This window comes from Mesorhizobium sp. YC-39 (genome assembly GCF_025753795.1).
Classification (GTDB): Bacteria; Pseudomonadota; Alphaproteobacteria; order Rhizobiales; family Rhizobiaceae; genus Mesorhizobium.
The window spans coordinates 64779-91604 of the sequence record NZ_JAOWPS010000013.1; the positions used below are offsets into that span (position 1 = coordinate 64779).

Annotated in this window: 19 protein-coding genes, 4 pseudogenes and 1 riboswitch; of the genes and pseudogenes, 13 read left to right on the forward strand and 10 right to left on the reverse strand. The window is 60.5% G+C overall.

Annotation, left to right across the window (positions count from 1 at the left end):
* Positions 1-234: 234 nt before the first annotated feature.
* From OHD62_RS33530 to OHD62_RS33540, 5 genes and pseudogenes are all read left to right on the forward strand, one after another.
* Entirely contained in the window at positions 235-1806 is a 1572-nt protein-coding gene (locus OHD62_RS33530; RefSeq protein ID WP_263791775.1) for an ABC transporter substrate-binding protein, read from the forward strand.
* Between the two features lie 293 nt (positions 1807-2099).
* Positions 2100-2153: pseudogene (locus OHD62_RS35870) on the forward strand (hypothetical protein); the annotation flags it as partial.
* Between the two features lie 70 nt (positions 2154-2223).
* Positions 2224-2406 carry an oligopeptide/dipeptide ABC transporter ATP-binding protein gene (locus tag OHD62_RS35875; protein WP_412177456.1) on the forward strand — a complete coding sequence of 61 codons (183 nt, stop codon included), beginning with the start codon at positions 2224-2226 and terminating at the stop codon, positions 2404-2406.
* 44 nt (positions 2407-2450) lie between these two features.
* Positions 2451-3137 carry a dipeptide/oligopeptide/nickel ABC transporter ATP-binding protein gene (locus OHD62_RS33535; RefSeq protein ID WP_263791777.1) on the forward strand — a complete coding sequence of 229 codons (687 nt, stop codon included), beginning with the start codon at positions 2451-2453 and terminating at the stop codon, positions 3135-3137.
* A gap of 69 nt (positions 3138-3206) precedes the next feature.
* Entirely contained in the window at positions 3207-3416 is a 210-nt protein-coding gene (locus OHD62_RS33540; RefSeq protein WP_263791779.1) for a hypothetical protein, read from the forward strand.
* Between the two features lie 276 nt (positions 3417-3692).
* Here the strand turns inward: OHD62_RS33540 and OHD62_RS33545 are convergent.
* Positions 3693-3869: pseudogene (locus OHD62_RS33545) on the reverse strand (ATP-binding protein); the annotation flags it as partial.
* A gap of 83 nt (positions 3870-3952) precedes the next feature.
* On the opposite strand from OHD62_RS33545, the gene tnpA reads away from it, so the two are divergent.
* On the forward strand, positions 3953-4363 hold the full coding sequence (gene tnpA / locus OHD62_RS33550) for an IS66-like element accessory protein TnpA (protein ID WP_263791781.1): 411 nt from the start codon (positions 3953-3955) through the stop codon (positions 4361-4363).
* A gap of 5 nt (positions 4364-4368) precedes the next feature.
* Complete coding sequence (gene tnpB, locus OHD62_RS33555; RefSeq protein WP_263791816.1) at positions 4369-4491, forward strand: IS66 family insertion sequence element accessory protein TnpB; 123 nt, start codon at positions 4369-4371, stop codon at positions 4489-4491.
* Positions 4492-4567: 76 nt separating this feature from the next.
* Here tnpB and OHD62_RS33560 read toward each other — a convergent pair whose 3' ends face one another.
* From OHD62_RS33560 to thiC, 8 genes are all read right to left on the reverse strand, one after another.
* Complete coding sequence (locus OHD62_RS33560) at positions 4568-5035, reverse strand: tyrosine-type recombinase/integrase (protein WP_263791783.1); 468 nt, start codon at positions 5033-5035, stop codon at positions 4568-4570.
* 1580 nt (positions 5036-6615) lie between these two features.
* Complete coding sequence (locus tag OHD62_RS33565; protein ID WP_263791785.1) at positions 6616-7941, reverse strand: IS701 family transposase; 1326 nt, start codon at positions 7939-7941, stop codon at positions 6616-6618.
* 402 nt (positions 7942-8343) lie between these two features.
* Positions 8344-9102 carry a hydroxymethylpyrimidine/phosphomethylpyrimidine kinase gene (locus tag OHD62_RS33570; RefSeq protein WP_263791787.1) on the reverse strand — a complete coding sequence of 253 codons (759 nt, stop codon included), beginning with the start codon at positions 9100-9102 and terminating at the stop codon, positions 8344-8346.
* Positions 9093-9698, reverse strand: a complete 606-nt coding sequence (locus OHD62_RS33575) for a thiamine phosphate synthase (RefSeq protein WP_263791788.1) — start codon at positions 9696-9698, stop codon at positions 9093-9095. Before OHD62_RS33575 ends, OHD62_RS33570 begins: the two co-directional genes overlap by 10 nt.
* The gene (locus tag OHD62_RS33580) at positions 9695-10468 is read right to left on the reverse strand and encodes a thiazole synthase (protein ID WP_263791789.1); all 774 of its coding nucleotides are present in this window, start codon (positions 10466-10468) and stop codon (positions 9695-9697) included. Before OHD62_RS33580 ends, OHD62_RS33575 begins: the two co-directional genes overlap by 4 nt.
* 3 nt (positions 10469-10471) lie before the next feature.
* Complete coding sequence (thiS, locus tag OHD62_RS33585; protein WP_258599992.1) at positions 10472-10669, reverse strand: sulfur carrier protein ThiS; 198 nt, start codon at positions 10667-10669, stop codon at positions 10472-10474.
* On the reverse strand, positions 10638-11639 hold the full coding sequence (thiO, locus tag OHD62_RS33590; RefSeq protein ID WP_263791795.1) for a glycine oxidase ThiO: 1002 nt from the start codon (positions 11637-11639) through the stop codon (positions 10638-10640). The genes thiS and thiO overlap by 32 nt, the downstream gene beginning before the upstream one ends.
* Positions 11636-13471 carry a phosphomethylpyrimidine synthase ThiC gene (gene thiC, locus OHD62_RS33595; RefSeq protein ID WP_263791797.1) on the reverse strand — a complete coding sequence of 612 codons (1836 nt, stop codon included), beginning with the start codon at positions 13469-13471 and terminating at the stop codon, positions 11636-11638. The genes thiO and thiC overlap by 4 nt, the downstream gene beginning before the upstream one ends.
* Before the next feature lie 104 nt (positions 13472-13575).
* Positions 13576-13692, reverse strand: a riboswitch (TPP riboswitch).
* 893 nt (positions 13693-14585) lie between these two features.
* Here thiC and OHD62_RS33600 point away from each other — a divergent pair.
* The 5 genes and pseudogenes from OHD62_RS33600 to glp form a co-directional block, all read left to right on the forward strand.
* A pseudogene (locus OHD62_RS33600) lies at positions 14586-14804 on the forward strand (sugar ABC transporter ATP-binding protein); the annotation flags it as partial.
* Between the two features lie 30 nt (positions 14805-14834).
* A pseudogene (locus OHD62_RS33605) lies at positions 14835-15087 on the forward strand (ABC transporter permease); the annotation flags it as partial.
* 20 nt (positions 15088-15107) lie between these two features.
* The gene (locus OHD62_RS33610; protein WP_263791799.1) at positions 15108-16040 is read left to right on the forward strand and encodes an SMP-30/gluconolactonase/LRE family protein; all 933 of its coding nucleotides are present in this window, start codon (positions 15108-15110) and stop codon (positions 16038-16040) included.
* A gap of 396 nt (positions 16041-16436) precedes the next feature.
* Positions 16437-16886, forward strand: a complete 450-nt coding sequence (locus tag OHD62_RS33615) for a c-type cytochrome (protein WP_263791801.1) — start codon at positions 16437-16439, stop codon at positions 16884-16886.
* Positions 16887-16933: 47 nt separating this feature from the next.
* A complete protein-coding gene (gene glp / locus OHD62_RS33620) occupies positions 16934-18211 on the forward strand; it encodes a gephyrin-like molybdotransferase Glp (protein WP_263791803.1) in 1278 nt (425 codons plus the stop codon).
* 24 nt (positions 18212-18235) lie between these two features.
* Here the strand turns inward: glp and OHD62_RS33625 are convergent, their stop codons facing one another.
* Entirely contained in the window at positions 18236-18463 is a 228-nt protein-coding gene (locus OHD62_RS33625) for a hypothetical protein (protein ID WP_263791805.1), read from the reverse strand.
* Positions 18464-19374: 911 nt separating this feature from the next.
* On the opposite strand from OHD62_RS33625, the gene OHD62_RS33635 reads away from it, so the two are divergent.
* Positions 19375-26826: shikimate kinase (locus OHD62_RS33635; protein ID WP_412177453.1), on the forward strand; the 7452-nt coding region annotated here is incomplete at its 3' end.

A 26826-nucleotide genomic window follows, 5' to 3' on the forward strand; every position in this document is an offset into this window, starting at 1 on the left:
AATTTGGAGGCGGCTTCGTAACCAAGGCTCCAGGGCCTGCTCACTATGCGGCTCGCGCTCACTGCCCGAGCCTCCAAAGGTAGATAGCGCAAGCCTGATCGCCATGATCCTCTCGTGGAAAATGGCACCCTTATCGGCCACGGCAGCAGCCCGCCAAAGGTCACCCCTAGCCGGCTTGCCATCGCCGACTTTTGTTGTATACTAGATAGAATACTGCAAAAAAAGGGGAAGATCATGAATGGCATAATATCCAACGTGACCCGCCGCGCCTTGCTTAAGACAAGTGGCGCGCTTGCTGGCGGTGTTTTGGCCGGCATGCCCTTGTCGCAAGTGATTTGGGCTGCGGAGGGCAGGGTGCTCAAGGTTCGTATGAATTTGGACATGACGTCATTGGATCCGGCTCACTACGTGAGCGATCGGGAAGTGGATGTTATGCACTGCCTCTATTCCAAACTCACTCGTTACAAACCTGGCTCCCAATGGGGCTGGGAACTGGAGGCGGCCGAGAAGATCGAGCAGGTCGATCCCACGCATATCCGCTTCCATCTGAAGAAGGGCATCAAATTCAGCGGCGGCTATGGTGAGATAAACGCCAAAGATTTTAAATTTTCCGTCGAACGCACTATGCCTATCCCCGTTTGGGGCCCGCTCGATCATGTCGAGATCGAGGACGACTACACAGGCGTGATCGTATTCAAGACGCCATATGAGCCTGTTTGGTGGCTCCCGCTTCCACATGCCTCTGGTCAGATCCTTTCAGAGGCCGCCGTGAGAAAGGTAGTCAAGGATGGCGGCTCGTTCGGCATGAAGCCGCCAGCCTTCTCCGGCCCCTATATGCTGGCCGAATGGAAGGCGAACGAGTTTACGTTGTTGACACGCAATCCCGAGTGGTCGGGACCTAAGCCAGGTTTTGACGAGATCCGAATATTACCGATTGGCGACGACAAGGCGGCTGAGCGCGCTTATCAGGCGGGCGATGTCGATTTTACGTTCATCAGTCCGGAGTCAGTCTCAAATTTTAAAAGCAATCCGCCGCCCGATACGAAGATCGAGGTTATGCCGTCGATCGATTATGACTGGCTCGGCTTGAATGTGGACCATCCGAAACTGAAGGACATCAATGTCCGAAAAGCGGTCCAATGGGCGATCAATGTGCCGCAGATCCTGGACGCTGCCTACGCAGGAGAGGCCAAGGTCGCAACCGGCACCATCGCTCCGGGTCTAGTGGGACACCGCGAGACAGCCCTCATTCCACCGGAAGGAGATCTCGCCAAGGCCAAGGTCTTCCTCGAAAAGGCCGGTGTGAGCGATCTAAAGTTGACCATCGATTGCCTAAACGACAGCACTTCCACGACCATAGCCCAGGTGATTCAGGCGCAATTGTCGCAGATCGGAATCGCTGTCGAGGTCAATGCCCAGAATTCGGGTTCCTTCTGGACTCTCGGTATGGAATCGGAAGGCGACCGCTGGAAGGACTTGCAGCTTATTCTTAACGGCTATAGCGGCCTGCCGGATCCCCAATACGAAACCGCCTGGTTCACGACAGCGCAAGTGGGTGTTTGGAACTGGGAGCGCTTCCGCAGCGACCGCTTTGACGAGCTCGAGGCCAAGGCGGTTGCCGTCGCAGACCCGAACGAGCGTGCTAAGTTCTATTATGAGATGCAGGACATTATGGAGGACTCTGGCGGGTACCGGTTCTTGACCCATGCGCCGAGGCCAATCATGTCGCGCACTACTAAAATGCAAGCAGTGACTCGGCCGGACGGAACGCCGCTTTACCTCGATTTTAAACCAAGTTCGGCGTAAGCGGTGGCTTTCGAGCCAAGGTATGTTGTTTTAGCTTTGTAGGAGGATGGTCCTCGCGGTCACGATCATAGTGACCGCGATGGCGCTACTCTTCCTAATGATCCATGCGGTGCCTATGGCGAAGCTCGGCAGGATGAGATGAATAAATCCGTCCGAGAAGGTGTTGCCGACACCGATCGCCTGCAGCCAACGGAGGCTGACAGCAAAGATCAGCAAGGCGAATAGGTTGCTCGATTCTCTTCGTCTCCCACCACCTCGGCGCGGTGGCTGAGTTGTGCGACCGGGTCGCTGTCATGTATGCGGGCGAAGTGGTGGAGGAGGGAGCGGTCCGGGACATCTTCCACAATCCTGCTCACCCCTACACGCGCGCGCTGCTTGAGTGCGATCCCGGGCGTATCAAAAAAAAGCACGCGCACTTTGCCGACCATTCCGGGCGAGGTGCCCAGTCTTCTGGGCAGCAAGAAAGGATGCATTTTCCGCACACGTTGCCGACATGCGTGCGACCGCTGTGTGCAAGAGAACCCGGGCGAGTACCGCATCGGCGTCGACCATGTCGCCCGATGCCATCTTCTCGACGAAGCGCGGTTGGTTTCGGCATGAGCGCGCTGCTTCGGGTTAAGGACCTACGGGTCCGGTTCCGTACAATGGGTCCGCTGAAGGCGCTGGCAACCGGGACGAAAGCCCCTTTCATCGACGCAGTATGCGGGGTGTCTTTTGAAATCCGCAAGGGCGAGACGCTCGCCCTTGTCGGTGAAAGTGGATCGGGCAAATCCACGATCGCGCGCACGATAATCGGCTTGCAGCGGGCTGTTGGCGGCAGCATCTGCTTTGACGGACACGAAATTGAGGAAACCTACTTGCGGCGCATGGCGATGATGTTCCAGGCCCCCGTCGGATCACTCTCGCCTAGGCTGACCGTTCGATCGCTCTTGACAGAGCCTTTTCGGATCCACGGACTAAAGGATCGCGATGCCGGTGGCGAAGCGGAGCGCCTGTTTCGTTTGGTCGGCTTGCCGGCGGATTTTGCTCGCCGCTATCCCCATCAGCTTTCCGGCGGTCAGGCCAGGCGCGTGGGCATCGCGCGAGCCCTTGCGCTGAATCCGGACTTGATTATTGCCGATGAGCCGACCGCCGGCCTGGACGTCTCGGTGCAGGGCAAGGTGCTCAATCTTCTCGCGCGGCTTCAGGACGAACTCGGCATGGCGATCCTGATTATCACGCACAATCTCAATGTCGTGCGCCACATGACCGATCGCATGGCGATCATGCATCTCGGCCGCTTTATTGAGGTCGGCTCGACCGAGCGAGCACCCGCGTCATCCCTACACTGAGGCGCTGCTTGCAGCCAATCCCGAGCCTGACCCGGATGCAGTACTCAATAGGTTCGAACTCAAGGTGAGTTGCCAAGCCTGTTGCGGCGGCCATCCGGCTGCGAGTTCCACACACGTTGTCGTTACGCGCAGGATATCTGTAGCCGCGTCTTCCCTGAACCTACAGCAAGCCCTGATGACGCGCATTACAGCTTCAAATGCCATTTCCCGCTGGAGCGCGAAACCCCGATGGCAGCGAAAAATCGACCTCTGCTATACCGAGGCAGCTTGCCGGTTTAGGTTGGCTACGAAATCAATTTGGTGGTTGCCTCTGCCGCGAAACCAGCCTGTAAGGGGGTGGTGTCCCTTTGCAGGAACGATGCTCTTTGTCCGCTGTTTACAGCCATGCCCGCCTATTGACGGAGGCTGAACAAGACCATGTTTGAGCAGATCCGTGCGGGTTCCGACGATCGCGCGCATGTATTCCAATCTGATGCCGCGCAGCGTTCCTATCTGATCGCGCGCAGGTGGAGCACCTGATCGTCGGGTCAAGATGTCATCGTATTTGCAGTCCGGTCAAGCGGCAGCGGAGATGGTCGACCTGCGCATGGATTCGCCGCTGAGTTCGAGCCGGTGAGCGTTGTGAATGAGGCGATCTAGTATGGCATCGGCGTAGGTGGGATCCCCGATCAGATCGAACCAACGGGCCACCGGAAGCTGGCTGGTCACCAGCGTTGAGCGACGCCCGTACCGTAAGCGGTGCGCCAAGGCACCTTGCAATGGACCGATGAACATGGAGTTTTCGGGCCATGACATTGGAACATGCAGGGGGCGTTATGGTCGCCGAGATCAGCGGTGGCGCGGCGGCCGAAGATTGTGCAGCGATGCCCGGGCGCGTGCGGCAACGAAGGCTGTGGAGTTGCACCGAGAAGCGCGCGTTGGTCGACCTGGCGAGCGCGGCGGGGTCGTCGGTGCCCGAGGTCGCGGAGGCGTTCGGCGTAGCTCCATCCCAGCTCTATGCGTGGCGCAAGCAGATGGCCGGCGGCAAGATCGAGGCCGATGGGGCGATGGCAACTTTCGCGCGGATCGAAGTGAACGATCTGCCCGAGGTCGAGCGCCCCGTCGCCGATTGCCCGGACCCGGCCGGCAGGATCGTCGTGGCCTTTCCGAACGGCGCGCGATTGCGGATCGACGGGACCGTCGATCCGACAGCGCTACGTATCGTCCTGGCGGAGTTGACCAGTTGATCACAGTGGTGCCGACCGACCGGATTTACCTTTGTTGCGGTGAGACCGATATGCGCCGCGGGATCAACAGCCTGGCACGCATGGTGCAGCAGGTGCTCGCGCTCGACCCGCATTTATGCATCGGGTGAGATTTTGTGGCGGAGCCGTCCTGGCGCCAGCCGGGGTCTGCCAAATCTGGCTTCCTCCGCCACATAATATTTTAGCTTAGATGCTGTTCAGCAGTTGCAGAACGGCATCGGTGGGCCGGAAGCGCGCCCCGTAATTGCCCTCGATGCCCGCCTTTTCGAGTCCGTTGCGCATCATCTCGACATCCGCGGCGGCATAGCGGTGGGTGGTGGCGACCTGTGCGTGTCCGAGCCAGGCTTGAATCGTCAAAAGATCCACGCCGGACTGGAGAAGCTTCATGGCGAGGGAGTGCCGGAAGATGTGTGGCGATATGGGCTTTTCGGCCAAGTCCGGCCTTATGGCCACTGCCTTGGCCGCCGCTCGTCGTACGATGTGGGTCGCCCCGAAGCGCGTCAGGCGCTCATTGTGGGCGCCGACAAAGATCGGTCGTGGTTCGTGGTTGGCGATACCGCGCTCGCGCAACAAGGCCGCCAGCGCTCTCGCCAGATCCTGAGGAACGGGGATGACGCGATCTCTGCGCCCCTTAGGGCTTGGCGACGACGGCATGGAGCCGCTGGTTATGGAAGTCTACGCGGATTGCATCGGACGCGGCCAGAATGCGATGGACCGCTCGATAATGCAGGTTGAGGAAGCGCAGCGTTCGCTTGTGGCACGTTTCGCTTTCCGATTGCGTGCTTCTAGGATGCCTTTCAGGTTCAGGATGTCGACATAGAGGTGAACCGCATCCATGCGGTAGGCTTTGTTTGTCGGTATCGATGTCAGCGAGGTGTCTCGCTTGTAGTCCACCACGGTGACGGACGCGACTTCCTTGATCCGGGCGTCGATCGCGTCTTTGGTGCGATCCTATTTCCAGTTGTTCGACATACCTACTCCTATCGACAAGGGCGCTTGGGATCGCCCAGCTACTTCGCAATGAAATTTGAGTTCACACCGGGGCGCCGCACGCGACGAAATCAATCTGGTTGGTTGTGCGGTCTTTCAGTCGCTCGGAATGCGTTCAATTCCCGATTTGTTCCTGTTGGCATTCCCGGGCGCGAAATGCGCCCGGGGAATGCGTTTTTCGGCTTACCGCCGGAGGTGAGCAGACTTCGTGTGTCGAATGAGCGATCTACCTTGACGTTGAGCGAGATTCAGTGACGCGTCAGGTCTTCCTTTATCTGTTAGGCCACTGCATCACTCACCCAAAGGGGCACATTGACGCCGATCCCTCAGGGGTCACTGTCCTTTAGCCAGTCCCTATGGACTGTTCCACAGGCCCCACCGGATGCAGGCGGTGGGCCTTTTGCATCGGCAATCAACGAAGGCGGTGATGCGCACTCTTGCCTGACCCAAACGTGGCCGACGAGGCTCCAACTTCCTCTATGCTGGTCGGCTACGATGAAGAACTGTTGTTTACCAATATATCCGTCTCCGACTTAGTAGCTGAAGATGCCGACTGACGTGCCCGGCCATATACATGCTCATTGCTTTTCTCCAGCCTATTCGCAACTTGTCGTCTCAAGTGCGATGATTTTGGGACGGAGCCGAAAACTCTGAACGAAGAATATGTGCCGATCCGAGCAAGAGCCCGGCCAGAGCGGCCGTCCATTTTCTTCGCCAGTGCGATCGCCGTCGGAACTAACCCGGATGCTTGCCGGGGTGCGCTTGGCCGCTAGCTCTTTTCTTTAGGTGTCGGACTTGGCTTTGTTACCTTTCGAGGCCCAAGTGGCCCTAATTCGATCGCTGGCTTCAAGGTAAGACATGTCGAGCAAATAGGTCAGGAGGGTCTCACCGTCTGCCTGCACTATCTGACGAATTTCTCTCAACATTGCCTGGGCAAACTGCAAGTTCTCTAACTTTCTGGACTGTTGCACTGGAACCCCGCCTTCCGAACCGTTTGCTGAAACAAAGTTGAAACTCGCTCCAGAACCAGAAAATCTCCGAGAGCTATTCGAGTGCGTGTCAGAGTGCCTGACTTCGCCCTTGGTAAGGTCGGGATATCTCGATCTGACGCGTGGACCCCGATCACGGCATTTTGTCGCATGATCAATCTCTTCATTTCTCCCGAACCACGCGAATCCGCCTCGATTCGAATGGCGGCTGGGAGTGCCCCTTCACGGATAATTTCATGAATGAAACTCACGTTACTATTGCGTTTTGAGCGGCAGATTGCTCGGCAAGGGCGTGCGGCGACATTCGCCGGATTGATCTTGCCGTGGGAGGGCAGACGCGGCGCCAAGCGATCTCGTTTTCGACTTCCTGGGAGTCCCCAGCAAGCGTTCGAATCGGCGACTGGTCCCCATGAGCCTTCCGACCACTCCCGGGGGCTCGTGGCTCGCCTTGTGACGAACGGTCGACACCATCGCGAATGCGAGCATGACCAGCGAGACGTGGCGGTGCCACCCGTGCCAAGAACGGGTTTCGTTATGATCGAGGCCGAGTTCACTCTTCGCCGTGCGAAGCCCTTCCTCGATAATCCTGCAACATTGCTGCACCGCGATCAGTTTTTCGATCTCGGTCCCCGCTGGAGACCATGTCGAAAAGTAGGAGAGAGCGCGGTTCGCATCGCGTCGGATCAAGAGCCCCGGCATCCAAGACCCGGAGCGGGCTTTATCGCACTCCGCGACGTCTGAGGTAGTGAACGGGTAGTAAGCCCATGATTCCGAGCCCTGTATTGCCTCTCCCAGAGGCAAGCTCCGCCAGAGGGAGGGCTCGAGGTTCCCTGCGATATCCTCGGCCGTGCCGTCAGCTGGAAAAAGGCGATTTCGGGAAGCGAAGTGATGGTTAGAGCTAACCGCCAACACATAGCCCTTATACCAGCGTCGCAGGGCCATCTCGATGTCGACGCCAGCGTAGATGCGGTCAGTGGCTACCCAGCTTAAGGGTGCGTCAGCACCGACGGTGCGTGCGATCATATCCAGTGCCAGGCGGGACTTTGTCGCGAAAGTCGTGCCCGCAGGCACATAGGCCCGCGCCAAGCGCGCGGGATCATCCGTCCAGGCTCTCGGAAGATACAGCGCGCGATCAACGAAAGCATGCCCGTGCCTGGATGCGTAGGCAGCGAACACGCCGATCTGGCAGTTGCCCATCTTGCCAGTCGCGCCGCAGACCTGCCGCGCTACCCCACAGGACGTCTTGCCTTGCTTAATGAAACCCGTCTCGTCAATCACGAGGACCGCTTCGTTGTCAGCCAGCGTTTCAAGCGCGTATTCGCGCACGATGTCGCGCAAGGCGTCTGCATCCCATTTGCCCCGACCCAAAATGGCCTGTTGGCGCCATGGCCCGGGGTCACCGGCGGCCTCGGCGCGCTTCCAGCCGGTCTTGCGATGCCCGTCCCGGAGCAGGCCTTCAAGGAACAGTCCGGCCGAAATCGCCACGCGTTCTTGAGGGAAAATCGCCCTGATCCGAGACCGCACCTCGCGTAGTGACGAGGCCCATATCTCGAATGTCGCTTCAATCGATTGAAAAATCACCAGTAACCCCTTCTTTGCCGCCCGTCACGGAATCGAAAGAATGAGTAATTTACCTATGAAGTGCAATTGTAATACTTATCTCTTTCTATTTGGGTTTTGCCTGAATCAACAAGCCCGTGACGAACATCTATTCGGCACTCAAATCTCATATTATCTTGTTGGAAACAAGCTTGACGCATCAAATACGGGTTGCCGTAAACTCGGCGCAGTCGAAAGCGTAAGATTGAACGCGAGGACAGACGCAAAAATGGCTTCGACGCATGGGAGACTTTCGGCCGGCGCGCTTCTTCGACGTCAGGCGTCGGCGCCCCTCCGCATGGCGCGCGAGCAATGTCTTAAGCAGCCGGAACTCACAAATGGACCCGTTTCGCCGATAACGTGGAGCGCCTATCGAGCCCGATTCTAACCTGGGGTTTGCCGAAGCTTTTCCAACACAAACAGCTTGGCCCGACGCACGGCCATCTCAGTCGATCCCCCGGTCGCCAGACACGCGGCGATCGCGCTGGCCAGGGCACAACCGGTGCCGCGCATCTTTCTTGCCAGTCGAGGAGCGTCGAAGCGCATGGGTAATTGATTGGGCCGAACGAGAATATCCGTTGATCGAGGCCCTGAGGCGTGGCCGCCCTTAATCAGCAGGGCCTGAGGCCCGGCGGTCAGCAGTCTTTGTCCTTGTCGAAGTGCGCCGTCCTCATCCACCGCCAGTGCCGAGCCGGCAAGGAGCGCCAGTTCGATGAGATTGGGTGTGACAATACAGCAAAGTGGCATCAGATGCTGCTTCATGACGGCGACGGCGCCCGCTTCCAGCAAGGCCTGGCCCGACGTGGCGGCCAGCACCGGGTCGAGCACTGCCGGCGCCTGCGGATTTTCACGCAGCACTGCGGCAACGGCAGCGACGATCTCAGCCGTTGCGAGCATGCCGATTTTGACGGCCGCCACCTGGTTGGCCTGCAGCGCGGCGCGCATCTGGTCGGTGACCAATTGGGCTTGCAAAGGGTGCACTTCGCTGACCGCATTGTGTGTCTGCACTGTCAGCGCGGTAACGGCCACGCAGGTACGTACGTCAAGGGACGAGATCGTCTCGATATCGCGCACAAGTCCGGCACCCCCGCTGGAGTCAGACCCACCGACGACAAGCACATAAGGGTCTCGCCTCAGCGCCATCGGCCTGTCTTTTCGATCCATTCTCGCGTGCGCGCTTCGGGGTCCTCGTTTCGCGTGATGTCGGTGACCACCGCCGCGCTGTCCGCGCCCGCCGCGAAAACACCGTCGAGCCGATCAGGGTTGAGGCCGCCAATGGCGACCAAGGGAATGGGTGCTGCCCGGCGCTTCCACTCGCAGATCCGCTCGAGCCCTTGCGGCGCCCATTTCATCTTCTTGAGGCTGGTCGGATAAATGGGCCCCAGCGCCACATAGTCCGGTTCGACCGCGAGGGCTGTTTGCAGTTCGGCGTGATCGTGGGTCGATAGTCCGACCTTCAATCCAGAGTACTTGATCGCCATCAGGTCGGCCGCCGCCAAATCCTCTTGGCCGAGATGGACGAAGTCGCAGCCTTCCTCAATCGCCAGGCGCCAGTGGTCGTTGACGATGAGCTGGCATTCGTGTTGGGCGCAAAAGGCCTTCGCCTTGCAGATTTCGGCGCGCAAGCCGGCCTCATCCATGGTCTTGATGCGAAGCTGCACCAGCTTGACACCGAGCGGCACCAGCCGCTCGATCCAGGCAGAGCTGTCGACGATCAGGTAGAAGGGATCGAGCTTCATAAAAAAACGGCCCTGCCGATAGTCGGTGTCGAAGGTACGGCGACGTTGCGCGGTTCGAGCATTCCCGAGCTGAAAGCCTCACGACCGGCGTCGACCGCCTTGCCGAACGCACGCGCCATGCCGACCGGATCGGCCGCCCTGGCGATCGCCGTGTTCAGGAGCACGGCGTCAAAGCCGAGTTCCATGACGGTTGCCGCGTGGGACGGCCGTCCGAGCCCCGCATCCACAATCAGCGGGACGCCAGGGAAATGTCCACGCATCGAGCGCAGTGCCATGATGTTGACCGGCCCGAGGGCGGAACCGATCGGCGCGCACCACGGCATCAAGACCTTGCAGCCCACCTCCAGCAGCCGCTCGGCGACGACAAGGTCATCGGTGGTATAAGGGAATACATCAAAATCGTCCTCGCACAGGATGCGGGCGGCCTCGACAAGGCCGAACACGTCTGGTTGTAACGTGTCATGGTTGCCGATCACTTCGAGCTTGATCCAGTTCGTACCGAAGACCTCACGCGCCATTTTCGCGGTCGTGACCGCTTCCTTGACGGAGTGGCAGCCAGCAGTGTTGGGCAGGATTTTGACGCCAAGCGAGCGGATCAACGACCAGAATTGTTCGCCGGCCCTGCCGCCTGCCATCTCCCGGCGCAACGAGACGGTCACCGCCGACGTGCCCGACGCCTTGACTGCATCGGCAAGGATGGCCGGCGAAGGATATTGAGCGGTGCCGAGAAGCAGACGGGAAAATAGGTTCGTTCCAAGAAGATCGAACATGGTCTAGCCGCCCTGCATGGGCGAGAGGATTTCGATCCGGTCGCCGTCGCTCAACTGGAATTCCGCCCGGTTGGCTTTGTGCACGAGGTCGCTGTTGACCGCCGTTGCCAGCCAATCGCCCTCATAGTCGAGCGCGGTAAGCAGCTCCGCCAGCGTGGTGGCGGCAACCTCATGCGCTTCGCCGTTGACCATCAGTTTCATGAGTAAGTTCCTTGGTTCCGTCTTGATTGAACACCAGGTCGGCAGTCTGGCGCGCCATGGCGGGGGCGAGGAGAAAACCGTGGCGATAGAGTCCATTGATCGCGACGGTAGTTCCACGTGCCTCGACGCGCGGCAGGTTGTCGGGAAAGGCTGGACGGACGCCGACACCAGTTTCAACGATCTCGGCCTCGCCAAAGGCCGGATGGAGGGCATAGGCGGCACCCAGCAGCTCCATCATCGAACGCGCCGTGACTGGTCCGGCGGACTGGCTCTCGATCATCGTCGCGCCGATCATGAAACTGTGGTCGGTGCGCGGCACTGCATAGAGTGGAAAGCGCGGATGCAGCAGCCTGACCGGTCGCGACAGCGAGATATCAGCGGTGCGCAGGATCAGCATTTCGCCGCGAACGCCGCGCAGCCGGTCATCGACTGCTGCCATTCCCGTGCAGTCGATCTGCCATTCGAAACCGGAAAGAGGCTGGGCGTCGGCGCCGAAACGGAATTCGACGCCCATGGCCACGAGCTTGTCATGAAGTGCTGCCATCGCTTGGCGCGGATCGAGATGACCCTCATCGGAGAACAGCAATCCGCGCCGGAAGCGACCAGCGAGGTCGGGCTCCAGGAGTGCGATTTCGCCTTCATCGACACGCCGATGCCCTGACGTGCGGCTGGCGAACCGGTCGAGTTCGCCGGCATCGCGCGGTGCAGCAACAACCAGCGTTCCGGCCCGTGTCACCTGGCCGGGCAGCACCGCACCCCACCAGTCGGCGGCGGCGCGGCCGAGGTCCAGTACTGGCTGTTCGGCGCTTTCCCGCTCGCACCATGGCGCCAGCATGCCACCGGCGAACCACGATGCATTGCCGCCGAGGCCATGCCGGGTCTCGACGACGGTAACCGCCGCGCCTCTGATGGCGAGTTCGAAGGCCGCGGTGAGGCCGGCGACGCCGGCCCCTTTGACCAGCACCCTCATGACGGTTCTGGCGCCACTGGCACGAGCGGTACGCCGGTCTCGTCAGCCGGCATGTAAAGATCGCCGCCCTCGCGGTATTTTGCCGCCATTGCCGCCATGCCCTCTTTCTGTGCCTCGGCACGGATGTCGTGAGAGATCCGCATGGAGCAGAATTTCGGTCCGCACATCGAGCAGAAATGGGCCAGCTTGTGCGCCTCCTTGGGCAAGGTCTGGTCGTGGAAGGACCGCGCCGTTTCGGGATCGAGCGACAGGTTGAACTGGTCCTCCCAGCGGAACTCGAAGCGCGCGCGGGAAAGGGCATCATCCCTGACTTTTGCTGCTGGATGACCCTTCGCCAGATCGGCGGCATGGGCTGCGATCTTGTAGGTGATCACGCCAATCTTGACGTCGTTGCGATCGGGAAGGCCGAGATGTTCCTTGGGCGTGACGTAGCAGAGCATGGCGGTGCCGAACCAACCGATCATGGCAGCGCCGATGCCTGAGGTGATGTGGTCATAGCCCGGCGCGATGTCGGTCGTCAGCGGCCCCAGCGTATAGAAGGGGGCTTCACCGCAGACAGCGAGCTGCTTGTCCATGTTCTCCTTGATCTTGTGCATCGGCACGTGGCCGGGACCCTCGATCATCACCTGGCAATCCTTTGCCCAGGCGATCTGCGTCAGTTCGCCGAGCGTTTCCAGTTCGGCAAATTGCGCCGCGTCATTAGCGTCTGCGATCGAGCCGGGACGAAGACCATCGCCGAGCGAGAAGGAGACGTCATAGGCACGGCAGATGTCGCAGATCTCCGCAAAATGCTCGTAGAGAAAGCTTTCCCGGTGATGGTGCAGGCACCATTTGGCCATGATCGACCCACCGCGCGAGACGATACCCGTGACCCGGTCGACGGTCAGCGGGATGTAGTGCAGCCGCACGCCGGCATGGATGGTGAAATAGTCGACGCCCTGTTCGGCCTGTTCGATCAGCGTGTCGCGGTACACCTCCCAGGTCAGGTCCTCGGCGATGCCGCCGACCTTCTCGAGCGCCTGGTAAAGCGGCACCGTGCCGATCGGCACCGGTGAATTGCGCACGATCCAGTCGCGGATGTTGTGGATGTTGCGGCCGGTCGACAGGTCCATCACCGTATCGGCGCCCCAGCGGATCGCCCAGACCATCTTTTCGACCTCTTCGGCCATCGACGAGGTGACGGCGGAGTTACCGATGTTGGCGTTGATCTTGACGAGGAAATTGCGGCCGATGATCATCGGTTCGCTCTCCGGGTGGTTGATGTTGGCGGGAATGATTGCCCGCCCGCGCGCCACTTCGTCGCGCACGAATTCCGGCGTGACGAAATCGGGAATAGCGGCGCCGAAGCTTTCACCGTCGCGCGGCAGCTTGCCGCGCATGATCTCGCGTCCAAGGTTCTCGCGGATGGCGACGAACTCCATCTCAGGCGTAATGATGCCGGCGCGCGCGTAGGCAAGCTGAGTCACCGCCTTGCCGGCCTTGGCCCTGAGCGGCCGGTTGCGGACCGGAAATTCCGGTGTCAGGCGCTCGCCCGTGACGAATCCGTTGTCTTCCGGCCGGACATGGCGGCCATCATAGGCTTCGACATCGCCGCGTGCCGTAATCCATTCATGGCGAAGCCGGGTAAGGCCCTTTTCGATGCTGGTTTCGACAGTCGGGTCTGTATAGGGGCCGGACGGATCGTAGACGGTAACCGGCGGTTCGCCCGCCGTCGGATGGACGGAGATTTCGCGCAGCGGCACCCTGATCTGCGGATGGAGGACGCCGGGCTTGTGGATCTTCCGTGAGGCGGGCAGTGGTCCCGTCGACACGGTGGGGGTGAGGGCATTCATCTTGAGGCTCCGTTGCTCATTGCATTGGAGACCCAGTTCTGTGCCGGAAGGATGAAAAGACGCTTTGGTTGACCTGCCGAAACAGGTCTTCGGGCGTGAACTCCCGCAAAGCGCTTGCACCGTCCCTACGCCAGTATGAACTGGATCAGGTTCAACGGGTCACTGCGCCGCGAGAGCCAGCAGTATCTCAGCCCCTTGCCGGGACTCCCCTGGTGAATGCGCTGAATTGAACTGGCTGGCGCCATGTTGTCAAGCGCGTTCGGCCCGGGGGCAGTGTCTCAGTCGTCTAATTGGTCCGACAGCGTCGATCACGGACATAAGCTGATTTGCAAGCATGGCGCGGATCATCCACTCCATCCACCAACGTCTTGCGTTCCATCAACGGCAGCGAGCGCATCTATGTAGCGGGTATTATCTTCCCCGATCTGCTTTGGGATCGTCGGGCGCCGGTAGAACATACCCAAGCTTCATGCTTAGGAGAGCGTAAGATAGAGATCTTGAAGTACGCCCATTGCCCTCTGTAAATTGATGGGTCCACTTGAGGCGCCAACGCGCATCTCGGCCGAGGAACTCCGGCTTGGCTACCTGCGCCCCATCTCGCCAGAAGCCCGGTATAAGCCGGGGCCTTGGGAGGTCAAAGGGGAACACCGAAATCGGGAGGATCGAGCCCTTCGGCATCGCCAATTTTGCATCGCATTGCGACGCTCTGCATGAAGCGACTTGAGTACCATCGTCCATGCGTTCCGCGATGGCGAACTCCTGTAGGGTCTAAAGAGTCCACACGGCCTAAGTCGCGGGCGAGCGCCGCGGTAATCCTCTCTGGAACCTAGATGACCCACATGATGCGCAAGCGACAGGGCGGTATGCCTACAATCGCAGTCTGTTGATCGCCGAGCAGTTCAATTTCCTCGCTGCCCGACGGCCAGTCCGAAAGAGCCGGTCAAAGTGGCACGAATTTTGGTTTGCTCGGGTACAAGGCAGTGAAGGCTTCCTATTGTACGACCCGCATGGCTGAAATGAAGGAAAGTAGACAATATGATAGATCCAACAGGGTTCATTATGGGCATAGTTCCTCGCCTCAACGTAGGCTGGCCGAACGAGAGTTCAATCACTGTCGGCCAACTTTCCTGCCGATGAAGGTCGAGTGCGTGCTCGACGCCAGCCGCCCGCTCAAGCAGCACGGCGTCGGCATGATTTATGTCTCGCATCGTCTCGACGAGTCATCGTCGACCGCGTCGCCGTGCTGCGCGACGGCAGGCTGGTCAACCAGAAGAAGGTCGCTGACACCAGGGCGGATGAACTGGTGGAAATGATCGTTGGCCGGCCAATCGATCGAAACCCGCGGCGAAATGGCGGCTTTGCCGTCGGGGCCTTTCTTGGCTCGACCACCATCAAGCCCGGGCGCGTCAATGTCTGGGCACGATGAACGGCATCATCATCATCATTGCCGTTGGCACATTTCCTGCATCAAGCAGTTTGGCGGGCTCGTTCCTTGTCGCCCCCTGTTCAACGGCGTGGGGCTGCTCGTCGCCATCGGCATCGCTGGCTACGCCCTGCGCAAACGCGCCGTCGCCCGCAAGGCTGGGCCCCTGCGCAACCTTCGAAGTGACCAATAGAACACATCCTGGATTATGATATGAGCGATTACGAGATTCTGGACGATCGGTTCCAAAAGTTGACGATCGGGCATGCCAAGCTCGAACGGCTGTGGACTGGTAGCCGTTGGGCGGAAGGACCGGTCTATATCCCGGCCGCAAGGCATTTGCTGTGGTCGGACATCCCCAATGACCGGCTGCTGCGCTACGACGAAGGCGATGGCTCCGTTAGCGTCTTCGAGACGCACTGCAACAGCCAGAACGGCCATACGCTCGATGCGGAAGGCCGCGTCGTGGCTTGCGAGCATAGCACTCGACGCATTTCCAGGCTCGAGCATGATGGGCATTGGCGCTCCCTCATCGAAACCGTCAACGGCAAGCGGCTCAATTCGCCGAACGATGTGGTGGTAAAATCCGACGGAACGATCTGGTTCACCGACCCTGTCTACGGCATCGATAGCCACTACCAAGGCATAATTGCCAGACCAGAGATCGGCGGCTCCCATGTCTACCGGTTCGACGAGGCATCGGGAGCGGTGAGCGCCGTCATCACCGATCTGATTCAGCCCAACGGTCTGGCTTTCTCACCAGACGAGAGCATCCTGTATGTGTCGGATACTGGCGCAAGCCATGTTCAGGGGCTGCCGCATGCGATCAAGATCTACGATGCCGCCGAGGACGGCCGCTCTCTGCGCCCGCGCGGTACCCTGGCCGAATGCGAAGCAGGATTCTTCGACGGGTTCCGCGTCGATCGCGATGGCAACATCTGGGCCTCCAGCGCCGATGCGGTTCGCGTCTACGCTCCGGACGGGACGCTGATCGGGCGTATCCTGGTTCCCGAAATCGTCTCCAACCTGTGCTTCGGCGGTCCGAAGCGCAACCGCCTCTACATCACTGCCCAGACGTCGCTCTATTCCATCTATGTCAACGCGCATCCCGCCGGTTTGGGCCCGGTGGCCGGCATCAGTCAGTGACTTGGCGCCGGTGCAAAGCCCCGTGAAAGTCGAGTTCCGGAAGGCCATGCAATTTTTCTGAACCCGAGGGAGGTACCAAGATGCAACGCAGAACATTCCAGAAATCTTCCGTCGCCCTGACGATCGCAATCACGGTACCGGCTCTGCTCTGCCGCCGGGCCAAAGGGACTCTGTTTTGCACGTCAAGCACTTCACAACGCAGGCCCGGTCTAGCAATGAGCGGGACCTTGGGCTGTTCGACTTCCTGAACCTTCGGCAGCATGGTCGCATTTCCGACCTAGTGGGCAGTTGGAGGCGGGGTCCATTCGCATCCTGTAGTGAAATCGCCGGCTTTTACGGTTGGCACAAGCGTTGCAGAGCTGTTTGCAACGGCATTTCGCCAAATGGGAGAAACGCATGAATCGCTGGAGCAAGCTGGGCGACATCGGCCGCCCTCAATGTCTAAGGAGAGGACGAGGGAGTTCCTACGTGAAATATCTGTTCGTTGGTGCCACAATAGTTTTGGCGTTACTGCCTCCGGTTGTCCGGGCCCAGGATATCGAGGGCGGCAAGGCGGTTTTCAAAAAGTGCGCTGCCTGTCACAACGCTGATACAGAAGCGAACAAAGTCGGGCCATCCTTGAAAGGCGTCGTGGGCCGGACAGCAGGGACCGCCCTTGGCTATTCTTATTCGAAAGCCATGAAGGATATGGGCGCTGCGGGCCTCGTATGGGATGAGCCGAACCTGATGGAATATCTGGCCAACCCCAAGGCGAAAGTGCCGGCGAATAAAATGGGGTTCCCTGGCCTCAAGAATCCCGACGACGTCAAAAACGTCATCGCCTATCTCAAGAGTGTGTCAGGTTAGAAACATTAGGCCATGCGTTTTGAGCACAGCGCAAGGGAGGAGCGATCGTGTTTCACGCGCTTAAACCTGTTTTGAAAGCCGACTGTTCTGCCGGGCAGAGTGGCGAAGCTGTCCCGTTCGAGACGGCGGTAGCCAAAGCCATCGCGCTCGCCAAACCTGTTCGATACAGGGAAACGGTTTCGCTTGCCGGAGCATTGGGGCGGGTTTGCGCGGCCGATATACACTCGCCCATTCCGCTGCCTCCGTTCGACAATTCGGCCATGGACGGGTTTGCCGTTCGAACGGCGGATTTCGAGAGGGAAGGGCCTTGGAGCTTCCCTGTGGCTGAACGGGTGGTCGCCGGCGACGTACGCGCTCTTGAGAACCTCGACCCACGAATTGCACTTCGAATATTCACGGGAGCACCCGTTCCGCCGAGCTTCGACGCTGTGGTCATGCAAGAGCACTGCGAGCAAATTGGCGATGTCGTGACGATATGCGAGCGGCCCCGTCGTGGCCGTCACATCCGTCTTGCTGGCGAGGACGTCGGCGTCGACATGGAACTGGTAAGGCGGGGCAGGGGCCTATCAGCTAGGGATCTAACCTTGTTGGCAGCGGTGGGGATCGTCGACGTCCAGGTGCTTCGAAAGATCCGGATAGGACTGCTCTCGACCGGAACCGAATTGAAAAACCCGGGTGAACCCCTCGAACACGGTCAGATTTACAACTCCAATCAGATCATGCTCAGTTCGTTGTTGGCGGGCTGTCCTTGGGCAGAGATCGTCGACTTCGGCATGGTCCCTGACAGGTTAGGTCTCCTCACGGACGTTGTCGCTCGCGCCGTCACGTCCTGTGACGCCTTGGTTACCAGAGGCGGGGTCTCGGCGGGGGAGGAAGACCATATGGTGGCGGCCGTTCAGGCTCATGGTGCCGACCTTGACGTCCTCAAGGTGGCGATGCGGCCGGGCAAGCCACTGAAAGTCGGAAGGATCGGGAACACGGTTTTTGCCGGGTTGCCGGGCAATTCGAACGCGGCGCTGATGGCGTTCCGGCAGATTGTCCTGCCTGCCCTGCGAAAGTTGGCCGGCCTTACAGAAACCCAGCCACAGTGGTTCTCGGCGGTGGCTGGCTTCAACCACAAAAAGGGGCAAGGCCGAACCGAGTTTGTGGCTGTCCGCATTTCCGGCCGCACCGAAACGGGTGAACCTGTGCTTGAGATGCTTGAACGTGGATCCCCTGCCAGTTTCATGGCCATTGCGCTGGCAGACGGGATTGCACTCCTGCCGCCTGAGGCCGCCGAAATCACAAACAGAATGCCGCTACGCTACGAGCCGTTTGGGACCTAGCATTTGGCGAGCCTGCAGGGAAGGTCAGCCTGCCCGCCGCAAATCCTGATGCCGCGCCCGAGCTGCGATGAGCAGGCAGGTCTCGTCGCTAAGTCCACCCTGGAAAAGTCGAACCAGGTCAGAGGCAACGTTCTCGGCTTCTGGAGACCCTGGCTGGATATGGCTCTCTTGGCAAAGCTGGTCGAAAACCGACTTCAGACTTTCCAAGTCGCTCGGATAGAGGGCCGGGTCAAGGTTGAGACGATCAATCATCTGGGCCTCCCGCGGGCTGAGATCTTGAACGAAACAAAACGTGGCGACGAGGAACCCGCCGACAGGCGAAGATGACTCCGCCGAAAGGGATTGTCATCAAAAAAATCATCCACCCTGGATCGGTTGGCACGCTGCGTCGCCATGGCAAGAGCCACCCGAGACTGCGGCACAGACTGATTATTGCTCAAGCGGCTATTCGCCTTCGTCTATCTAATCCTGAAAGCGGGCAATCGTGCCGCGTAAACGATCAGTTGCCACGCCTGGCAAGTCTCGGAATGGCGAATGCGGTGCATATTGCCGATCTTCGTCAACGCGTCTGCCTCTGCCGAATGCGAGGCGCGCCAGATTACGGACATCCGATACGCTTGCTCTGGCTTGGCTGCGGTTAACATTTTTGCTGGGGCATTCGGGAACAAAATCACGTGAGGGGCAGCACGACATCTTCTGCCAAGCCCCCAGCGCCATCACCGCCGGGGCGTTAAAGCCCGCGAGCCTACATCAGTAAAGGACCAGCGCATTGCAATGTCCTTGTCTCGGCGGGTGCAAGTCAGGTGTATGTCAGCAACGGAGGCTATGTGCAGGATCAAAGCGCGTCCTCGCCAAGGATGACCGCGCTATGGGCGAAAGATCGATGGTGTCGTCCGTCGTTGAGGGTGACCCTTTTGGATGCATTGGAATGAGCGGAGCGAGGTTGCCGAGGGGCACGTGCGGTTTGTGTTGTCATGCCGCGAACGCGAAGCTTCCAATGAAGTGGTCATCGGAGATGGATAATGACGGGCATTGGCCGAGGCGGAAAGTCGCATATTAGGGATTCGAGAGCCGACAACGCGCGGGGATCGAGCAGCTCGCGCCCGCAATCAGGTTTTGCCCCTGGAACAGGCAGCCCATCGTTCGCTTCCATCGTGGCTCGGATGCGCTCTGAGCCTCAACATGAAGGGACGTCCTCCGTTCGCAGCCCGCCGCTTGCCGATGATGCCGTTCGAGACAGGCCTGCCAGCTCCTCAGTTGCCCCCCCTGTGATCCCTGGGGCTTTGCCGCGTGCGGTTGGGCGTCGTCGTCCATCTTCCTGGCTGCTGGAGGATGACGCGCCAGCCCCAGAAGAAAGCCCCTGGCATTCCGACGGCGAGCCCTGGCGGGGCGATCAGGCCGCCGGAGGCTCGCAAGCAGATGGGCGCCCACCCCGTCTGCAAACCGTGTCCAACCTGAATGCAGGAGCAGGAAGGCGGCGTACCGATGATGTCTCGGCTCAAGGCAGCCAAAACGCAATCGCGCAAGAACAACTGAATGCCGCCTTGCATGAGATTAATGGCGCCCGCGGCATCGTTCGATTTTCAACTGCGGTGGTGCAGCATGATAAGGCGCTGCAAAGAGCGGACGGCCCGAACCACGCGATATTTCTGAAAAAGGCGGCCGTCCGGTTCACGCGTGAATTGCTCCCAAACTTGGAGCAAGATATCGACGCCTGGAAATCATGGGGGTATGCCACAACATGCAACGCAGTGAGCCGGGAGGCTGGAGGGCAGGAGGGTAAAGAAGCCTGCAGAGCCATGGCAGCTCGGGTGGCGCAGCTTGATCATGCGCTAATCAGCCAAGTCGACCCCAAGGCGCTTTCGCTCTTGTCATCATCGTTTGGCCGACATTTCCCGATAGCGGAATGCCGCAATGGTATGATCAGAATCGCTAAAGTCTGCCGCGACGACAGAAGCATACTTCAAGAACTCAACAGTCAAAGCCTGGCGCTGCTGGTGAACGGTTTCAGCAAGTGGCCGGAGGATTGTCATGGCGCCATAGTTGCAATCGCCCGTGAGGTCCATCACCGGGCCGACCAGCTCTCTCGATCTAAACCGCAGGAATTGTCGACGTTGGTGAACGGCCTCAGTAAATGGCCGCAAGAGGAGAACACGCGCCGAGCCGCACTCGCAATCGCCCGTGAGGTCCTTCGCCGCACCAATCAGCTCTCTGGTTTTAACCCGCAGGAATTGGCGAACCTGGTGAACGGCTTCGCCAAATGGCCGGACGACTGTCGCCCCGCCATAGTTGCTATCGCCAACGAGATCAATCACCGCCCCGGCCGCCCCGATGCGCGGCTCGCTGCGTCTACTTCGCAAGGATTGGCGCACCTGGTAAACGGTTTCAGCAAGTGGCCGGAGGATTGTCGTGGCGCCATAGTTGCAATCGCCCGTGAGGTCGGCCGCCGCGCCGGTCGTGCCGATGTCCGGCTGTCTGATTTCACTCGGCAGGATCTGGCGACCCTGGTGAACGGTTTCAGCAAGTGGCCGCAGGACTGTCGCGGCGCCATAGTTGCAATCGCCCGTGAGGTCCATCACCGCGCCGACCAGCTGCCCCGTTTTAATGCGCAGGAATTGTCTACGTTGGTAAACGGCCTCAGTAAATGGCCGCAAGCGGAAGAGTGTCGCCAAGCCGCAGTCGTTATCGGCGGCGAGTTGCTTCGTCGCGACCGGCTCTCTGATTTCAGCATTCAGAATCTTGCGATCCTGCTGAACGGCTTGGCCAAATGGCCGCAGGACTGTCGCGGCGCCATAGTTGCGATCGCCGGTGAGGTCGGCCGCCACGCCGGTCATGCCGATGTCCCGCTGTCTGGTTTTGTTTCGCAGGATCTGGCGACCCTGGTGAATGGCATTAGCAAGTGGCCGGAAGAGGCTGAGTGTCGCAAGGCCATAGCCGCGATCGCCGGTGAGGTTAGTCGGAGCGCCGACCAGCTGTCTGGTTTTAGCCCGCAGGTTTTGGCGACGCTGGTAAACGGCTTCGGCAAGTGGCCGGAAGCGGGGGATTGTCGCCGCGCCACCGCCGAAATCGCCGCTGAGGTCCATCGCCGCGCCACTGCCGAAATCGCCGGTGAGGTCCATCACCGCGCCGACCAGCTGCCCGGTTTTAATGCGCAGGAATTGTCGACGTTGGTGAACGGCTTCAGTAAATGGCCGCAAGAGGAGAACACGCGTCACGCCGCGCTCGCGATCGCCGGTGAGGTGCTTCGCCGCGCTAACAAGCTATCTGGCATTACTCCCCAGAACCTGTCGAACCTTGTGAACGGTTTCAGCAAATGGCCGGAACAGGCGGATTGTCGCGAGGCAACTGGCGCGATCGCCAGGGAGGTCCGCCGCCGCGCCGGCCGGCTCTCTGGCTTTAATCCGCAGGACATGGCGAACCTGGTGAACGGTTTCAGCAAGTGGCCGCATGTGGAGAGCTCGCGCGATGCCACTGTCGTGATCGCCGATGAGGTCTGTCGCTGCGACGACCAGCTCTCTGGTTTCATTCCACAGGACTTGGCGACCTTGGTCAACGGCTTGAGCAAGTGGCCGGAAGAGGCGGAGTGTCGCGAGGCTATAGCCACGATCTCCGGTGAGGTCCTCCGCCGCGCCAACCAGCTCCCTCGTTTTAATCTGCAGAACCTGGCGAACCTGGTGAACGGCTTCAGCAAATGGCTCGACGGGACCCACTGTCGCGAAGCCACGGTCGCGATCGCCGGTGAGATGCTTCGCCGCGCCGACCAGCTCTCTGAATTTACTCCCCAGGACATGGCGAACCTGTCAAACGGGTTCAGCAAGTGGCCGGAAGAGGCGGCGTGCCATCAGGCGATAATTGACATCGCGCACAGACTCGGCTCGGCAAGCCTCCGATTCGGAGTTTTTACCACAGCTGCGCTTGGCACTATCGCCAATGATTTGGCGCGGGGCGTCATGAAGGGAGAGGACGCCGGAGAGATTAATGAGACCGCTCTGCTGAAGGACCGGCTGCACAAGCTCGCCCACCACCTTCACTATGCCACTGATCGCCTGGAGCAGGCCAACGCTCTGACGATCACCAACATTTTCAAAGCGCTGGCGAAGGCCCGGCTGGTTGACGATCTCGGGTTGCTCGCACGCACGGGGTTGGATCGCCTTCAGGAACTGCATCGTGCGCCGGGATTTGCCGCCGAGAATAACCTGGAAACCGTGGGTAATCTCTGCGCCGCTCTGCTGCCGCTGGCGCGCAGCCCGCACAAGCAGCTGCGCTGGCACCGCAGGCAGGCACTCAACCTGCTCAACGATATCCAACCCGTTGTGGAGCAAAAGATCGAGGCGCACCTCAACGCAAGCGATGCCGAACGGGCCCGTGGACCGTGCTCGAGCCGTTGTCCCGCCCTGTCGATCTATCAAGTGTTGAAGACCCGTGCGGTCCTCGAGAGACTCTATAGACGCCCCTATGTCGAGGGCGACAGGTTCGTTTTGCGGAACAGGCAGCAGCAGTTGCAGCGGGAGACCAGAGGCATCCTGGGCCGCACCCGCGATCTTATCGAGCGCGATCTTTCCAACATGAGCTGGAACGTGATCGCGGAAATCGAGGCCGATAACCCGCTGGATGCGGTAGATTCATTCCTGGAGCAGAATGCGGCAACCGTCCACGCCCAGCATCCTGCATCGGTCTTCGACGTGCATCAGGTTTTGCGAACCATGGACCACGAGCCCAGACCGCCGCAGGGTGACGCGGGACTGATGCAGTTGCCGGTGGTGGACATGCAGGGGCGGCCAGTGGCCACGGAGGCCGAGACACGATATTCGATTTTTCATCGCCTGACCTCGGGGGCGGTGAAGGTGGTCGCGGTGCAACTGCCAGGCAAGCCCAGCACATTCATGCTGACGCGCACGCTCACCGTCGAGGGTGTGCCGTACCGGATGGACCTGTTCGGCGGCAGCAAGTTGAAGCCGCCGAGATTGACGCTGGCGCAGATCGCGTCGCGTCAGCCAGGCGGGCGACTCGAGCCGTCCGGGGGGAAGCTGCTGGCCATTCCTTATAGTGACACGGCAGCGGGCACGGACTTCGAGAGGCTGTCGCGCGCCTGGGCCCCTTTCAAGGAGGCCTATTATTACACGCAGCGCCGGGGCTTTGCCGCGCCTCCTGCCCTTCAAGGTCTGGGGCCCCACGACTACGCGCTGGAAGGCGCCTTCAAACTGTCGCTGATGCCGGACCGCCCGGCCAATGAGCAGCATCCCTTCAAGCTGACCGGAAAGGCAGGTCCGATCGCCCTGCAGCCGCATGACGGCTGCGGCTTCATCAAGGCCTCGCTGGCCGCGCTCATGCCAGCTATTCGCCGGGCCGGTCCCCGGAACGGCCCCGATCGGATGGCTGCCTTTGGTGAGGGAAGGAGATCGTCCCTGCCTGCCTCGGCACTGCAACATTATCCGCGCAGCGAACTGGTGGCGGATGAGGCGCGCGAGAAGGCCAGGACCTGGCTTGAGAGCCAGCAAGGGCGCGCGCTGACGTCCGAAGAGCTGTTTCGCACCGTGACGACCGGACATATCGACGGTCCCGGCGCGGTTGCCGTGCCGTCCGGTGATGGCCGCGTCCATGTGCCGACGCTCAAGAGCGAGACGTTGACGGGCACGGGTGGCGTGCTGATCGGCCGCTCGCCCTATGACAAGCCGAACCTGCGCCCGTTTGCCGCCGGGCAGGTCAGGTCGGCGGTTGACGGAGACCCGACGGCAGGGTTCCTGGATCAGTGCGTGGCCATCCAATACAGCTTCAATGTCGCCCAGAAGTCGGGGGAGAAATTGGCCGCCGCCGATCCGACTTTTTTTGCCAAAGGCATTCTGATCGTGGTCCCCGACGAGATGTGGCCGGCCGACTATGCCGAGCGTGGGCTGGTGATGTCGGCCGAGGACGTCAAGAGCCATTCGAGCTGGACCACGAGCAAGGACCGGGTCACGGTGGACACGTCGCTCGACTGCGTCGGCATCCTGCAGGCGACGGAGGTGTTTGCTCCGGGGTCGCTGGTTGCCGTGCCGACGGGTGAACAGAAAAAGCTCGACGGCGACTTCGACGGCGACACCGTCATCATACTCGGCGACCGGCCGCGGCTTTATGAGCATGTGCGCGAGTTCGATCAAAAGGAGCAGGCGCGCGGCCTGCGCTCGCTCAAGCCGCCCAAGTCGCACACTCCGGCCATCGACGGCGAGCGTTACCAGTTCAGCCGCGCCAGCCAGATCCTGGCTGCCACGCAGAACGTCCTGGAAACCTATACCAGCCTGCAGCGAAACTTTCTGGCTCAGCCCCATGAGGCACGACAATGGTTTGCCGAGCGGGCCATCTTTGGCATCTACGAGGGCGTCAACCCCGAGCTCAGGCACGGCCTTCGTGAGCTGTTAGACCAGGAACAGGCGAGCCGGCAGGACATCCAGGACAAACTCGACACTGCGACACACGAGATCGAGGTCGCCAGACATCCGGTCGCCCGCGAAATGGCCGCTCTGCTCATTTCCGCCCTGGGGGCATGGGCGGTCAAGCCGGATGAGCAACGCCGGCCCGAAACAGTCGAAAGCGTGAACGACGCAAACCCTGGGCTCAGCGCTGCGCTGTGCGCCCTGTTCCCGGATCTGGCCGAGGCCTACCCGGCAACTCCCCAGCCACGAGAGCGCGTCCAGCTTTTGCTCAACCACTGTCCTGCGCGCATCGATCCGCGCCCGGATGGTTACAATCCCGACGACCTCGTCGAAAGCGCAAACAATCTCCTGAGCCTCGGCGTCAAGGTCGGCACCGACGCCTATAAATCCGACACTGGCGCCCGCCTGTTCATGAAGAAGAGCGAGGAGCTGCAGCGGCTGCTGCATCAGACGCCGGGCTTGAAGGCCGTGCCCTACGTCAAGGGTCTGGCTGCGACCCTCAACCGGGGCGGGTTCAATGTCGATGCCACTTTGGGGGACCTGAAGGGCAATCCCACGCTGGCGGCTTCAATCATGGAGACCTCGATCAAGCTCGCAACGGAGCAGGGCATCTTGCGCAACCTCTCTGCCCGGCAGCCTGCGGCCGAGGATTGCGCTATGACGATCACGCTGACCCGCGAGGAGGCCTCGGAGCGCGCCAGGATGGAAGCGTCCCGCGCCAGGGAGGAAGAAGAGGCAATCACCGCGGCAGCGCTCGGCGTGGCCACCAGCCTGGCAACAGCCGGCATCCAGGTGAACATGCCTCATATGAAGCGCCGCTTGAAATCGGCAGCCTCCATGACAGCCCATCTCACCGGCATGAGCGCCCCGAGCAGCAGCGATGTACAGCTGCTCAGCAGCGCCGTGCGCCATGTCTTCGAAGTTCCCGACCAGGATTTTACGCGCGCCTTCAAGGCAGCCATGCTGGCCTTCGATGAGCGGGGCTACTCCGAACTCCAGACAACCAACTGGTTCAGAACGCGGAATCCCAATTTTGTCGGCATCCAGAGCGTGCTCACCACGCCGGATGGTTACCGCTTCCAGCTGGAGTTCCACACGCCAGGCAGCTACCAGGCCAAGATTGACAATCACGATACCTACAAGGAGCTTTTCGCGCTTCAGCAGCAAGTAGGCGGGGATGGACTGGAAAAGGCCGGTGAACTCGTCCAGCGCGTGCGGGGAGCCTGCAACCAAGTTGCGACCCCCGATGGCGCCATGGACGTCCCCCACTGGGGAGCCGAAGAGGGGGCAACGGGTAGAACCAGTCTCGCCAGCTTTGGGGTGCGCGCGGCCGAACAGCCAGGACCACCCCAGACCGCCAGGTCACCGGTCGCAAAGGAGATCTTTGCCGCCCTCAATGGACGGCCGGTCGTGCTCGTTGGCATGCCGAGTGCCGGCAAATCAAGCATCGGCCCGGCTCTCGCCAGGCGGCTGCGGCTGCCCTTCGTCGATACCGACAAGATAATCCAGAAGCAGGCCGGCACCTCGATATCGCAGATCTTCGCTACCAATGGCGAGGCGTTCTTCAGGGACATGGAGGCACGTGTGATCGCAGATTTGCTCCAGAAAGGGCCTGCCGTGATCGCGACCGGTGGCGGCGCGTTCATGCGTGAGCAGAGCCGTCACCTCATCGGCGAGAAGGCGGTCTCGATCTGGCTCGATACCAGGCTCGACGTGATCGAAAAACGCACCAGGAACGATACCAGCCGCCCGCTGCTGCAAGGCCCCAACCCGGAGCAGAAGATCGCCAGATTGTTGAGCGAGCGCAGGCCGTTTTATGCACAAGCCGATATCACCGTCGTCCCACCCCACCAACAAGATAGAAAGAACGTCGATCCATGCGTGAGCGCCCTGCACGCCCACCTGTGCCCCGAGGCGGGCGACAACCGCGGCCCGGCCGTACAGGACGCTGATCGGCTCCCTGAGCCGGCAGCGCAACCCACCGCCACGGCGGGACCCACCCCTCACTCGCGAGTTGCCCAGACGGATGAACCCGCCTCTGGCTCGGGCAGCGCACCGCAGGATCGGCTGGCGCTCGGCCCCACCGATTGGCTGACCGACGCCCATATCACTGCGGATTACGGGCTCCTGGGCCAGGAGTTGCAGGGACGTTCTCCGGATCTGGCTGCCCGGACGCGCCTCGTGGATCCCCTCATATCATATCAA